This is a genomic window from Hyphococcus sp. (genome assembly GCF_965267305.1).
Lineage (GTDB): Bacteria > Pseudomonadota > Alphaproteobacteria > Caulobacterales > Parvularculaceae > Hyphococcus.
Genome location: NZ_OZ253945.1, coordinates 487,204 through 500,313 on the forward strand (window position 1 = coordinate 487,204; position 13,110 = coordinate 500,313).

The following is a 13,110-nucleotide window of genomic DNA, read 5'->3' on the forward strand; positions in this document are numbered from 1 at the left end:
TCAGCGCCGCTTCAAACTGCCGAGAACGCCGCGCACCAATTCGCGCGCCAGCGTTCTCGCGGCCGTTTTGAAGGCGGCTTCGCTGACGGTCTGGCGGTTCGAGCGCCGGCGCTTGGTTTTGCGCCCTGAAGATTTTTGCTTTTCTTCTTTTTCGCGGGCCTTTGCTTCTTGTTCGGCGAGCTTTTCTGCGCGGTCTCTCAGAACCTCATAGGCGGACTCGCGGTCAATCTCCTTGTCATATTTGTCGGCCATGTCGGAATAACGCAGGACGTTTTTGCGCTCTGCATCGGAAAGCGGGCCCATGCGTGAAGAGGGCGGGCGAATAAGCGTGCGCTGCACGACGCCCGGCGCGCCTTTGGCTTCGAGGGTCGAGACGAGCGCCTCTCCGATGCCGAGCTGGGTGATGACCTCCAGCGTTGAGAACGCCGGATTTGGCCGGAAGGTGTCGGCAGCGGCCTTGATGACCCGCTGTTCGCGCGGGGTGAAGGCGCGAAGCGCATGCTGCACGCGGTTGCCGAGCTGGCTTGAAACGCTGTCCGGCACGTCGAGAGGGTTTTGCGTCACGAAAAAAACGCCGACACCTTTCGACCGGATCAGCCGCACCACCTGTTCGACTTTTTCGAGCAGCGCTTTCGGGGCTTCATCGAATAGCAAGTGCGCCTCGTCGAAGAGGAATACGAGTTTCGGTTTTTCCGGGTCGCCGATTTCCGGCAGCTCTTCGAAAAGCTCCGACAACAGCCACAAAAGAAACGTCGCATAAAGCTTCGGCGTCTGCATCAGCTTGTCGGCGGCGAGAATATTGACGATCCCTGCGCCTTCGTCGTCGGTGCGCAGAAAATCCATGAGGTCGAGCGCAGGTTCGCCGAAAAACTGTTCGGCCCCCTGTTCCTCAAGCGTCAGGAGCCGTCGCTGAATGGCGCCGACAGAGGCGCGCGAAACATGGCCGTATTCGGCGGACAGTTCTTTCGCGCGCTCGGCGACATCGACCAGCAGCGCCCGCAAATCCTTAAGATCTAGGAGAAGCAGCCCTTCATCGTCTGCGAGTCGGAAAGCGAGGGTCAAAACCCCTTCCTGGGTTTCGTTGAGATCGAGGAGGCGCGCGAGAAGCAGCGGGCCCATTTCGGAAACGGTGGCGCGGACGGGATGCCCCTGTTCCCCAAAAAGATCCCAGAAGCAGATGGGAAATCGCTTCGCCTCATAAGGATCGAGACCGATCTTTTGCGCGCGCTCCGTCAGGAAGTCTTTTATTTCCACAGGCTCGGCGAGACCGGAAAGGTCGCCCTTCACATCGGCGACGAAAACCGGAACACCGGCAGCAGAGAGGCCCTCCGCAATAATCTGCAAGGTGACGGTTTTGCCTGTCCCCGTTGCGCCCGAGATGAGTCCGTGGCGGTTTGCGTATTTCAGAGACAGCGCTTCCGGCTTGTCGCTCTTTCCGAGAAAAACAGAGCTTTGCATGATTTTGTCTCCTGGCCGGCCGGCGGTGTTGTGCAGTGCGCAAGACCGCGATTCATGCGGCCTTTAGACCTGAATAATGTCCAAGCGCCCGGAATTATTGTCAAATCTGTAATGCGGATGCCGCAACAGCCCATTTACGGCGATGTGGGTTGGGGATAAAATCCATCAGCTGCGCAAGAAACGCCAGTCGAGGGAATAGGCGCGGGGGCGCGGCGCAGCGTATCAGAGTATTGACATCGGGCGAAGCAAACGCACCAGGAAGGGGAACATCATGCTTAGGATTCTTCTCGTCATCGCTGTCGCGCTGGCGGTTATCATCGGGTTGACGCAGCTCATGGGCCGCGACGCCCCGGAGCCGCTTGAAAATGCGGCTGAGGCCATTGAAGACGCAGCCGAGGATGTCGGCGACGCAGTCAGCGATATGGGCGACGACATGACAGAAGACGACGGCGCCATGGAGGAAATGGGCGAGACTGTGGACGACGCCATGGATGCGACCGGCGACATGGCCGAAGACGCCATGGATACTATGGAGGAAGCGGCCGATGACGCCGGCGACATGATGCATGAAGCTGGCGAAGAGATGGAACAGGCCGCCGAAGACGCCGCCGCGGAAATGCAAGAGATGGCCGATGAGGCCGGCGACGAAATGGAAGAGGCTGCGGACGACATGGAAGACGCAGCCGACGAGGCGGCTGACGAAGCCGCCGAAGACGAGCCGCAAAACTAACCGACCCAAAACAGCACGCTTTTGCATCGAAAGCGCGCCAGAATGAAACACCGCCCGCATGTTAGCTCATGCGGGCGGTTTTAATGTTTACAGGGCGTTAAAGATGACGGATAAAATTTTAATCTGGTTGTAGCAATTGATCTCTTACTGTCCTGTCATGAGCAGTAGCGTTTTCAAAGTGAGCGAAACATGACCTCAGGCGGTGTGATCGATTTCAACCATCTGGAGAAATATGTCGCCGGCGACGATGCGCTTCGCGACGAAATTCTCGAGATTTTCGCAGATCAGGTGGCCCTTCTTCTGGATCAGTTCGACGTGTTCCAGACGGACGAGGCCTGGAAGAATACGGCCCATACGCTCAAAGGCGCCTCGCGCGGCGTTGGAGCCTGGAAACTCGGCGAGATCTGCGAAGACGCCGAAAACCTGATCGGCCCCGCGCCGGGCAAACAGGAAAGCCGGGCGACGCTTCTGGTGTCGCTTCGCGTCATGGCCTCCGACGCCATGGATGAAGCGAGGCGCTTCCGGCTGGCGGCGGCGATCTGACATTAACGCTTCAGTTCGGCCATCGCCTTTTCGATGCCGCCGAGCGTCAGCGGGAACATCCGTTCGCCGGTGAGTTCGCGCAAGAGCTTGGTCGACGGCACATAGTCCCAGCTGTCCTTGCGCACGGGATTGAGCCAGACGACGCGTTCGTACACATCGGTGACCCGCTTCATCCAGACGGCGCCGGCCTCCTCGTTGAAATATTCGACCGACCCGCCGGGCACGGTGATCTCGTAAGGCGACATGGAGGCGTCGCCGACAAAGATCACCTTGTAGTCATGGGGATATTTGTGGAGCACGTCCCAGGTTGGAATTTTCTCCGTCCAGCGGCGGCGGTTGTCCTTCCATACATAATCGTAAAGACAGTTATGGAAGTAGAAATACTCCATATGCTTGAACTCGGCGCGCGCGGCGGAGAAAAGCTCCTCGCAGATCTTCACGAACGGATCCATTGATCCGCCCACGTCAAAAAACAGGAGCACCTTGATCGTGTTGCGCCGTTCGGGACGCATCTTGATGTCGAGATAGCCGGCGCGGGCGGTTGCGTCGATCGTGCTGTCGAGATCGAATTCCTCCGCCGCGCCTTCGCGCGCAAAGCGGCGCAGCTTTCTCAGCGCCATTTTGATGTTGCGCGTGCCGAGCTCCACATTGTCGTCGAGATTCTTGTAGTCGCGCTTTTCCCAGACCTTGACGGCGCGGCCCTGGCGCTTGCCCTGATTGCCGATGCGGACGCCTTCGGGGTTATAGCCGCCGGAGCCGAAGGGCGATGTGCCGCCCGTGCCGATCCACTTATTGCCGCCTTCATGGCGCTTCTTCTGTTCTTCGAGGCGCTCTTTCAGCGTCTCCATCAGCTTGTCCCAGCCGCCGAGCGCTTCGATCTCCTTCATCTCTTCCGGCGTGAAATAGCGCTCGGTCATGAGGCGCAGCCAGTCTTCGGGAATGTCGGCGGTGATCTCCTCGCCGATGCTTTCAAGTCCCTTGAAGACATGGGCGAAGACCCGGTCGAACTTGTCGAGATTGCGCTCGTCCTTCACCAGCGCCGAACGCGAGAGATAATAAAAATCCTCGACTCTGCGGCCCGCGAGATCGGCGTCCATCGCCTCCATCAGGGTGAGATATTCCCGTAAGGAAACGGGCAGGCCGGCCGTCTTTAGCTCGTGGAAGAATTTTGCAAACATGGTCTATCCTAACGCGCGCCGTTGCAGACGAAAGCCCGCCCTGCAGTCTCGTGGTCCGAGCGGTTCCGCCCGTTTTCATCCGCATTCTTAGCGGCTTTCCGACGAGTCTGGCGCCATTTGAAAGATTCTGCTCTCCGATAGGTCAAACGTCGTCTCCTCTGCGGTTGGTGCGGCGGCGGACTTGCCGCGCGGCGAATTTCTCAACCGCGTCATCATACGCCAGCCGGCAAAGTGGTGGATAACTCTTCACCAACACTGGGTTTTATTGAAGAATTCGCGCGAGAGGCGAAAAATCGAAGGGGCCCGGTCAACCGCTGGATGCGTCGTCCGCCGCTATGCCGCGGCTGCATTTCTGAATTCGCGCGGCGTCATGCCCACATGGCTCTTGAAAGCGCGGTTGAAGGGGCCGATCGAGTTAAAGCCGCAGTCGAAGGCGATCGACAGAATCGGCCGGCCGTCATGCGCCGGATCGGATAGCAAATCCTTGGCGTAGTCGATGCGGCGCGCGTTAATGAACTGATTGAAATTCCGGTAGCCGAGAAAGCCGGTGATGCATTGCGTCACTTTGTAGTCCTGTTCGCCGAGGCTTGCGGCGAGGTCGGCGATTTTGAGATCGGGGGTCGCAAAACGCTGCTCTTCCTCGATAGCGCGGAGAATGCGCCGGGCCAGGTTCTCGTCGCTGGCGGCGGGCGCGGGGCTCGCCTTTCGCGCGCTGCGCGCCGGTAAGGGATGGCGTTTGCGGAACGAGACGGCGAGTCTTGCGCCGATGACAGCGACGGCGGCGCTGACAATAAGCGTTGATTCGGCCCATTGCGCGCCGATGCTCGTCTCATTGGCGTTCATCGCCCAAAGAAACGTTACGGCGATCATGGCGCCGAAGATCAGCGCGAAGAGCTGGCGAAAGCGTCTTTCATGCTTGGGCAGGGCGGCGCTGTAGCCCGAAAGAACTTCCACAAAGACCAGCACGACCGCGCCGATGCAAATGAGCGACGCGGCGTTTGCGGCGATCCGGCGGAGTTCGCCCGAGCCGGAAGGGACGCCCGCGATGTGCCAGTAGGATTCAACGGCGATGATTGCGGCGATGGCGAGGATATTCCAGCGTTCGATTGGTTTTTCAGCCCGAAAGAGCGTGCGCGAGAGCAGCCACAGCCAGCCGCACCCGGCGGAACCGCCAATCGCGAAGATGTATGTCATTGGCGCGCCGACATCGCCGGCATAATCCGCCGCTACGGATAACGCGACCGACGCGGTGAAGATCCACCACAAGATGTCGCATGGCGCGACCGGACCCAGCTTCGGCGCTGCGCGCTTCGCCAGGAGAGCAGACGCGCCGGCCCAGAAATCCGCCAGGCCGTTTTTTCGAAGCAATCCTTCCATGGCGTCACCTCTCGCCCTGACCCGCGCAAAGGTCGCTTCGGCGACATAATCGCCGTTTGCCCCCAAAAATACTGGCCGTTTTCCAAATCGGCGAGATCACGCCCGCCGGGCGCCCTTCATATCCGATCCGCGCAGGCGTCGAAAGCGCGAATGCGATGAGACGGCGCAGAGATCGGGCGAAAACGCCGGATTCAGCGGGCTTTGAGTCACCTTTTCGCGCCGCCCGCAAATCGAAAAAAAGAATAGGAGCCCCATTGTGACGACCCTGTTTGAGCCTTCCCCGGCCATGCCGTCTCCAGCCGGCCAATCGGCCTCGCGCCTATCCGGCCGGTGGCCCGACCGCCTCCTCAGCTTTACCGGCGTCTTGTGGTTTCTGGCGGCCGCGGCAGGTCAGTGGATTTTTGTTTACTATGTCGCCGCGTCTTATGTTCCCGCCCTCACTCAAAATGGATTTCCGGGTCTGGCGGATACGGCCTTGCCAAAGGGCTATGTGGCGGGCGACCTGATCGGCAATCTCGCCATAGCGTTTCATGTATTGATTGCGATCGTCATCATTGGCGGCGGGCCGCTGCAACTGACGCCCCAGATTCGCAATCGCTTCCCGGCGTTTCACCGCTATCTCGGACGCGCCTATGTGCTGACCGCAGCCGTGACGAGCGCAGCGGGCCTTCACCTCGTCTGGACGCGCGGTGTTCCCGGTGGGATGATCGGGCATATCGCGATCAGTCTCGACGCGGTGTTGATCTGGATCTGCGCCGCGATCGCCATTCGTTTCGCCATGACCCGGCAGATCGACCGGCACCGCCGCTGGGCCATGCGCCTTTTCATGGTAGCGAGCGCCGTCTGGTTTTTCCGCATCGGCCTTATGTTCTGGTTCATGACAACCGGCGGCATCGGGATCGATCCGGAAACCTTTGAAGGACCCTTTCTCACCTTCATGTATTTTGCACAGATGGCGATTCCCCTCCTGGTGCTCCAGCTCTATTTCCAGGCGCAGGATTCAACGGGCGCCGGGCTGAAGTTCGCCGCAGCGTTTGTGGTGCTGGCGGCGACCGGCGTGACAGCGTTGGGATCGTTTGCGGCGGCGATGGGGATGTGGCTGCCGCGATTGTAAGCCACAACCAGAGATCGCAGCTGCCTTCGCGCATGCGAAAGAGTTGGACGGACATGGAGGCGCAGCTTTTGCGCTTGGCGTAAACCCGGTTATGCTCCCGCTCATGGGGACGACATTTCTTCTGGTGATGATCGCCATTGTGCTGGCCGGGGCGGCGCTGGGCGTGACGGCGAGCCTCGGCCCGCGCGGGCGGGGCCCATGGGTCTACGGACAACTCGCCCTGATGGTCGGGATCTATGTGGGCTTCGCCCTGACGGGGATCGATCCTTCCGGCATCGTCCTGCGGTCATCGTTAACGCCCCTGGTGGTCGAAGGGATGACCGCGCTCCTGTTTCTGCTTCTGGGTCTTGCGGTTTTGCAGTCGGGCCGCATCTGGCTTCTCGGCGCGCTGATCCTCGGCCATGGCGGCGTCGACCTTCTCCACCTTTTAATGAAAGCGGACCACAGCCCCGCCTGGTACGCATTCATCTGCGCCATCTATGACGCCATAGTCGGAACGGGCGCCATCTGGCTCCTCAGTTCACCGAAAAAAGACTGAAAAGCCTAGGCTTTCGCCCCTTTCTTTTAATTGTGGTCGTGCTAGAGCCCCCAAGACTATTACGATACCCAGTCACGATAATCCGGAACAATCGGAGCGTCCCTATCATGGATCACGGAAGAAACGAGTTCGCCACCAATGAAAGCCTGAAGTCGCGCCGCGATGAGGCGTGCCCCGTGGGCCTGCCGTCGAAGTCGGGGATTTACGCGGCGCGCGCCAAAGGCGCCGAACTCTGGGACGTCGAGGGCAAGCGTTATATCGATTTCATCGGCGGCATTGGCGTTCTCAATGTCGGCCATGCGCATCCGAAGGTCGTCGAGGCGATCAAGAAGCAGGCCGAGAATTTCATCCACACGGCGTTCGGCATCGCGCAATATGAAAGCTATGTGGAAGTCTGCGAAAAGCTGAACCGCATCGCGCCGGGCCCGACGAAAAAGAAAACCGCGCTGTTCAACTCCGGCGCGGAGGCGGTCGAGAACTCGGTGAAGTTCGCGCGTCAGATCACCGGCCGCCCGGGCGTCATCGCCTTTGAAGGCGCTTTTCACGGACGCACGCTTCTGGCGACGACCCTGACGGGCAAGGCAAAACCCTACAAGGTCGGGTTCGGCCCTTATGTCCCCGCCGTGTTTCATGCGCCTTATCCCGACAGCTATCACGGCATCTCGACCGAAGGCGCGCTCAACTGTCTCGATCATATTTTCAAGACCGCGATCAACGCCAATGAAGTCGCAGCGATCATCGTTGAGCCGGTGCAGGGCGAGGGCGGGTTCAATCCCGCGCCAAAAGCCTTCCTCGAAGGCCTCAGGAAGAAATGCGACGACAACGGCATTCTCCTGATCGCCGATGAAATCCAGTCGGGCATGGGCCGCACGGGCAAATACTTCGCCTTTGAAAGCGTCGGCGTGGAGCCGGATTTCCTTTGTGTTGCAAAATCGATCGCCGCGGGGCTTCCGCTCTCGGCGCTCGTCGGCAAGGCGGAGCTCATGGACAAGGTCGTTCCGGGCTCCATGGGGTCAACCTATGGCGGCAACCCGGTCGCCTGCGCCGCCGCGCTTGCGGTGTTCGATATCTTCGAAACGGAGGGCCTGCTTGAGCGCGCAGTTGAAATCGGCGAGCGCACCGCGAAGCGCTGGAACGCGCTGAAAGCGAAACACAAGAACGTCATCGGCGATGTTCGCCAGGTCGGCGGCATGGTCGCGGTCGAGTTCGTGAAGGACGGCGACGCGAAACAGCCAAACGGCGATCTCGCGGGCGCAATCCTCACTGAGGCGCGCCAGCGCGGCCTCATCATGACCACAGCCGGCGCCTATGCGCAGTGCCTGCGCTCTCTGGTGCCGCTCGTCATCTCCAACGATCTCCTCGACGAAGGCCTCGACATTTTCGAAGAGGCTACGGAAGCGGCGATCAAGGGATAAGCGAGAAGGGTGCGGACGCTCTCGACGTTCATCATCTGGACCTGCGCGATTGTCTGGGTGGCGCTCGCGGTGCAGGGCGTCTTCGCCTATATGACGCTGGAGCCTTCGGGCGACGGCTTCACGCGCGGGCTCAATCGAGTCATGGAGTTTCTGCGCTGGGAGGCGATTGCGCTCGCCGCGGCCGTCATCGGCTTTCTGGCGGGACGAAACCGGCCGAAAGGCGATCTCTCCCATTTCGCTGCGCGCTGGCCGCTTTATCTCTCGGGCGGATTTTTCTTGCTGCTGATTGTTTTGTATGTTGGGGCGGTGATTGCCGCGCGGCTTTAAACTAACCGATTATAATTTGGCTCAATTAAAAAAGAACTCGTTGAGCGCTCTGTTCCATGGCGCGAAAATCCATGTGAATGGAATCACGAAGTAACAAATTACAGCAATAGTTATCAAAACCGGGAATGGCGACGTCAGAAACGGGTTTGGATCAGTCACATATTCCGTTGGAAATACGCTGTCAGCGAGCATATCGCCCAGAAACAGCGACATGAACATAACCGCAGTGGGAATGACGCCGCCGATAAGCCAGTAGATCCATTTGATAAGAATGTTCTTCCGCGAAATATAGATTGCGTAGCCCCAGCCTCGCATGAAGCCGAGTCCGAAACCAATAAACGGAACCATCACAGCAAACCAGCTTGCCTCTGCTGGCAGATTGCTGTCATCGGCGCCCAAATCTTCCAAGAGTATAAGTCCGCCGGCAATTAGCCCGAATGCAGCTGCGACAAACAAGCCCGCAATCAAGGCTATTTGAAAGAATGGTTTGTCGTCTAGTGACAGCATTCATTCAGGCTGACACAATACTTGCCAGCGGTAAATCGCGATGTTGCGGCAGTTACGCCTTCTTCCAGACGCTTCCCTTGCGCAGCGCATCCGCGACTTTGCCGGTCCGCTTGCCTTGCGTCGGGTGATGTTTCCAGAAGGCGTCGTCGAAGCTTTGCGCCGGGTCGCGATAGATGACGCCGAGCGGCATGGGATAGCCTTGCATGGGCAGATTAATGAGCATCTGCGCAACCGCCTTGCTGGTCTCGTCATGAACGAAGATGTCTTCGACAGGCGTCGCATTCTCGCCCACATCGACGACTTCGAGAGCCAGAGTCTTCATATTGAGTTTGAGGCCCTTGGCGCCGTTCGCGAACAGCATGGGCTTGCCATGCTCCACATGGATTTGCGTTTCAGCAGCGGTTTTCTTGGCGACGAAATCCTCGAACCGGTCCTTGTTGTAGACGATGCAGTTTTGGAAGATTTCGACGAACGCCGCGCCCTTGAATTCCCGCGCGGCTTTCAGGACCGGCGAGAGGTTCTTCGCGTCCGTGTCGATGCCGCGGGCGATGAAGCGCGCGCCGGCGCCAAGCGCAAAGGCGCATGGGTTCACCGGCGCGTCGATGGAGCCCGTGGGCGTCGAGGGCGAGCGCGTGCCGACGCGTGATGTCGGCGAATATTGGCCCTTGGTCAGCCCGTAAATCTCGTTGTTGAAGAGCATGATCTGCGTATCGACATTGCGGCGCAGGACATGCAGCAGATGATTGCCGCCGATGGAAAGCCCGTCGCCGTCGCCGGTGACGAGCCAGACATCGAGCTCAGGGTTCGCAAGCTTCAGTCCCGTGGCAAAGGCCGGCGCGCGCCCGTGGATCGTGTGGAAGCCATAGGCGTTCATGTAATAGGGAAAGCGCGAGGAGCAGCCGATGCCGGAGACGAACACCGTCTTGTCGGGATTGGCGCCCACATCGGCGAGGGTTTTCTGTACGCATTTCAGGATCGCATAGTCGCCGCAGCCGGGGCACCAGCGCACTTCCTGATCGGTGGCGAAATCTTTGGCGGTGAGGGGAGCGTTCATAAGATTACTCTTTTAGACGTTCTTATTGAAATTGCGGCGGGAAGGAGGCGGACCAGTCTTTGCCCGCACACTCGGCGCCGTTCAGATAGTTGACCTTCTCGATGACTTTAGACGAGACGCTCGTGTCGATGGTCTGCAAGCGGCGCATCTTCGAGCCGCAAAGGGAAAACTCTTTTAATTCGCTCCAGCCGTAAGAGACGACGGACGCGGAGAAGTCGGCGCTGGCGAAAGGCTCCAGATCGAGGAGGCGTTCTTCGTTGCTCTTGCCTTCGATCAGAAAAACGCTGACGCCGAAATAAAGCTGCGTCGGTTCAACCGAGCCTGTCTCGCGCCAGACAAAGACGCCGTAATTGGCGTCTGCGTCCGGCTGGACCACATCCACCAGCACGCGCACGGGTTTTTTCTCGCCGCAGGCGGCGAGCGCGGCGAGGGGGAGGAGCGCTAGCGCTATATTTCGTATGGCGCTCATTGGACGGCCATCCGGTTGATGTCGTTAAGCTGGCCCATGATCCGGCTGCGTTCGGAACGGGCCAGCGCGCGCACGAACTGTCCGGCGCCCGCCGCGGCGTCCGCATAGAGGTCGTCATCGTCAATGGCGGCGTTGCACTGATAGCCGCCATCGGAGAATTCAAGCGCGACCGCATTCGCTGACCAGGCGGCGTCGGTCGCGCGCCATTCGCCCGCATCGGCTTGCAATGACTGGATGAGCTTTCTTACATCGTTGGTCCAGTAAAGCGCCCTATCGGACCCGAAGAGAAAATTGCGATAGGCGGCGTTCTGGCTGCTCGACTGAATGACGAATTCGGTCTCGTCGGAGAAATCATGATCGAGACAGGTTTGCGCGAAAGTCGGGCTCATCGCCGCCATGGATAGAACTGAGATGGAAATGAGAGCGCCCCGCGAAACCATAGCTATTCCGCCGCCTGTTGTGCGCCGGGATAGTTCTCGCGGATGGCGTTCAGGACTTCCACGATCTTGAAGGGCTGGCCGGAGACTTTGTTGAGCTGCACAACATCGAGGCCGAGCTTGTCGCGCAGCAACGTGGCGCACTGGCCGAAATTCATTTCCGGCACGAGGACGCGGTCATAATCCGCGAGGAGCCGGCCGAGATTTTTCGGCAGCGGGTTGAGCCAGCGCAGGTGAATCTGCGCCACGTCGAGCCCTTGCTCGCGGGCTTGCTGCACCGCGCGCCAGATCGCGCCATGGGTCGAGCCCCAGCCGACGACAACGAGCGGGCCTTTGGTGTTTCCCTGCTCCACGACCTGATCGGCAATGAAGTCGGCGACTTTTGCGACTTTTTGCGCGCGCAACTCGCCCATGGCCTGGTGGTTCTTGGCGTCATAGGAGATGTCGCCGGTTTCGATGTCCTTTTCGAGCCCGCCGATGCGGTGCGCGAGACCTTCCATGCCCGGCGCAACCCACGGGCGGCCGAGGCTCGACGCGTCGCGGTCCCAGATCGCTTTTTTGAGGTCGACAGGATCGTCCGCGGGTTTCGGCGCCGCGTTGGACAGGATCGGTTCGTAATCCGCCATGTCGGGCAGCTCCCACGGGCCGGCGGCATTGGCGATATAGCCGTCGGTCAGGAGGAACACCGGCGTCATGTGGCGGATGGCGACGCGCGTCGCCTCGATCGCCGCATCGAAACAGTCGCCGGGGCCAGCCGCTGCAATCACGGGAAGCGGCGCGTCGGCGTTTCGTCCGTAGACGGCTTGATAGAGATCGGATTGTTCGGTCTTGGTGGGCAGACCGGTCGACGGCCCGCCGCGCTGGGAATTGACGATGACGAGCGGCAGCTCCGTCGCCATGGCGAGGCCGATGGCTTCGGTCTTGAGCGCGATGCCCGGGCCCGACGACGAGGTGACGCCGATGGCGCCCCCGTAGGATGCGCCGATGGCCGCGCAGCAAGCCGCGATTTCGTCTTCCGCCTGGAAGGTCGCGACGCCAAGATCGCCCATGCGCGACAAATGATGCAGGATCGAGGACGCCGGCGTGATAGGATAGCCGCAGAAAACGATCTGCCGGTCCGCGAGTTCGCCCGCCGCCGCAAGGCCCAATGAAATCGCTTCGGCGCCGGTGATGGAGCGGTATTCGCCTTTCTCCATGGGCGCTTCGCCGATGACGAATTGCGGGATCTCTGCGGAAAGCTCCGCTGTCTCCGCATAGGCGTGGCCGGCGTCGAGGGCGGCGAGGTTGCCCGCGAGAATCTCAGGCGGCTTTTTCGCGAATTTCTTCTGCGCCCATTGGACAATTGGATCGCGGTCGCGCCCAAACATCCACAGGATCGCGCCCAGCGCCCAGAAGTTCTTGCATTGCTCGGCGTCGGATTTCGATAGCCCGTGCGGCTTCACCGCTTCGAGGGTCTGCGTCGAAATCGCGATCTCGATCACCTGAAAATCGTCAAGCTCGCCAGTTTTGCGCGGATCGGCCGCTATATGCGCCTTGGCGAAATTCCGGTCGTTGAAAGCGTCCGTGTTGAGGACGATCAGCGCGCCTTTTTGCAGAAGCGGGAGGTTCACCTTGAGCGCCGCCGGATTGAGCGCAACGAGGACGTCCGGCTGGTCGCCCGCGGTCGAAATGCGGCGCGCGCCGAGATTGATCTGGAACGCCGAGACGCCAAAGGTCGTGCCCACGGGCGCGCGGATTTCCGCCGGGAAGTCGGGGAAGGTCGAAAAGTCGGCCCCGGCGAGCGCCGTCGACTCGGCGAACTGCGAGCCTAAAAGCTGCACCCCGTCGCCCGAATCGCCTGCAAACCGCACGACAACTGAACTGTTTTCAGGCGTAATCTTGGCCATATCCCGGAACCCGTTAGACGGCTGGTCCGCCAGCATGGCGAAACGGCCTATAAAAACAAGCGCGAAAGCCGCCTTTC

At 60.1% G+C, this 13,110-nt stretch carries 14 protein-coding genes; 6 read left to right on the forward strand and 8 right to left on the reverse strand.

What is annotated here, in order from left to right:
- Positions 1–1,458 (reverse strand): helicase HerA-like domain-containing protein, encoded by a 1,458-nt coding sequence (locus ACQY5P_RS02325; RefSeq protein ID WP_428409234.1) that lies wholly within the window; start codon positions 1,456–1,458, stop codon positions 1–3.
- A gap of 271 nt (positions 1,459–1,729) precedes the next feature.
- On the opposite strand from ACQY5P_RS02325, the gene ACQY5P_RS02330 reads away from it, so the two are divergent.
- Both ACQY5P_RS02330 and ACQY5P_RS02335 read left to right on the forward strand, forming a co-directional pair.
- Positions 1,730–2,188 carry a hypothetical protein gene (locus tag ACQY5P_RS02330; protein WP_428409235.1) on the forward strand — a complete coding sequence of 153 codons (459 nt, stop codon included), beginning with the start codon at positions 1,730–1,732 and terminating at the stop codon, positions 2,186–2,188.
- A 189-nt stretch (positions 2,189–2,377) separates the two neighbouring features.
- Positions 2,378–2,731, forward strand: coding sequence for an Hpt domain-containing protein (locus ACQY5P_RS02335; RefSeq protein ID WP_428409236.1), 354 nt, complete (start codon positions 2,378–2,380; stop codon positions 2,729–2,731).
- Between the two features lie 2 nt (positions 2,732–2,733).
- Here the strand turns inward: ACQY5P_RS02335 and ACQY5P_RS02340 are convergent, their stop codons facing one another.
- Both ACQY5P_RS02340 and ACQY5P_RS02345 read right to left on the reverse strand, forming a co-directional pair.
- On the reverse strand, positions 2,734–3,909 hold the full coding sequence (locus ACQY5P_RS02340) for a vWA domain-containing protein (protein WP_428409237.1): 1,176 nt from the start codon (positions 3,907–3,909) through the stop codon (positions 2,734–2,736).
- Positions 3,910–4,242: 333 nt separating this feature from the next.
- On the reverse strand, positions 4,243–5,286 hold the full coding sequence (locus tag ACQY5P_RS02345) for a helix-turn-helix domain-containing protein (RefSeq protein ID WP_428409238.1): 1,044 nt from the start codon (positions 5,284–5,286) through the stop codon (positions 4,243–4,245).
- Between the two features lie 256 nt (positions 5,287–5,542).
- Here ACQY5P_RS02345 and ACQY5P_RS02350 point away from each other — a divergent pair, with 256 nt between their 5' ends.
- From ACQY5P_RS02350 to ACQY5P_RS02365, 4 genes are all read left to right on the forward strand, one after another.
- Positions 5,543–6,400: a DUF2306 domain-containing protein gene (locus tag ACQY5P_RS02350; protein WP_428409239.1), complete on the forward strand. Its 858-nt coding sequence runs from the start codon at positions 5,543–5,545 to the stop codon at positions 6,398–6,400.
- 103 nt (positions 6,401–6,503) lie between these two features.
- On the forward strand, positions 6,504–6,938 hold the full coding sequence (locus ACQY5P_RS02355; protein WP_428409240.1) for a hypothetical protein: 435 nt from the start codon (positions 6,504–6,506) through the stop codon (positions 6,936–6,938).
- Positions 6,939–7,045: 107 nt separating this feature from the next.
- Positions 7,046–8,353, forward strand: coding sequence for a 4-aminobutyrate--2-oxoglutarate transaminase (gene gabT, locus ACQY5P_RS02360; RefSeq protein ID WP_428409241.1), 1,308 nt, complete (start codon positions 7,046–7,048; stop codon positions 8,351–8,353).
- Positions 8,354–8,362: 9 nt separating this feature from the next.
- On the forward strand, positions 8,363–8,680 hold the full coding sequence (locus ACQY5P_RS02365; protein WP_428409242.1) for a hypothetical protein: 318 nt from the start codon (positions 8,363–8,365) through the stop codon (positions 8,678–8,680).
- 21 nt (positions 8,681–8,701) lie between these two features.
- On the opposite strand, the gene ACQY5P_RS02370 is transcribed toward ACQY5P_RS02365, so the two are convergent.
- From ACQY5P_RS02370 to ACQY5P_RS02390, 5 genes are read right to left on the reverse strand one after another with little or no spacing between them, the layout of a single operon-like run.
- A complete protein-coding gene (locus ACQY5P_RS02370) occupies positions 8,702–9,187 on the reverse strand; it encodes a hypothetical protein (RefSeq protein WP_428409243.1) in 486 nt (161 codons plus the stop codon).
- Positions 9,188–9,239: 52 nt separating this feature from the next.
- Positions 9,240–10,241 carry a 2-oxoacid:ferredoxin oxidoreductase subunit beta gene (locus tag ACQY5P_RS02375; protein WP_428409244.1) on the reverse strand — a complete coding sequence of 334 codons (1,002 nt, stop codon included), beginning with the start codon at positions 10,239–10,241 and terminating at the stop codon, positions 9,240–9,242.
- 22 nt (positions 10,242–10,263) lie between these two features.
- A complete protein-coding gene (locus ACQY5P_RS02380; RefSeq protein WP_428409245.1) occupies positions 10,264–10,710 on the reverse strand; it encodes a hypothetical protein in 447 nt (148 codons plus the stop codon).
- Positions 10,707–11,150: a hypothetical protein gene (locus ACQY5P_RS02385; RefSeq protein ID WP_428409246.1), complete on the reverse strand. Its 444-nt coding sequence runs from the start codon at positions 11,148–11,150 to the stop codon at positions 10,707–10,709. Before ACQY5P_RS02385 ends, ACQY5P_RS02380 begins: the two co-directional genes overlap by 4 nt.
- A 2-nt stretch (positions 11,151–11,152) precedes the next feature.
- On the reverse strand, positions 11,153–13,033 hold the full coding sequence (locus ACQY5P_RS02390; RefSeq protein WP_428409247.1) for a 2-oxoacid:acceptor oxidoreductase subunit alpha: 1,881 nt from the start codon (positions 13,031–13,033) through the stop codon (positions 11,153–11,155).
- Between the last annotated feature and the right edge of the window lie 77 nt (positions 13,034–13,110).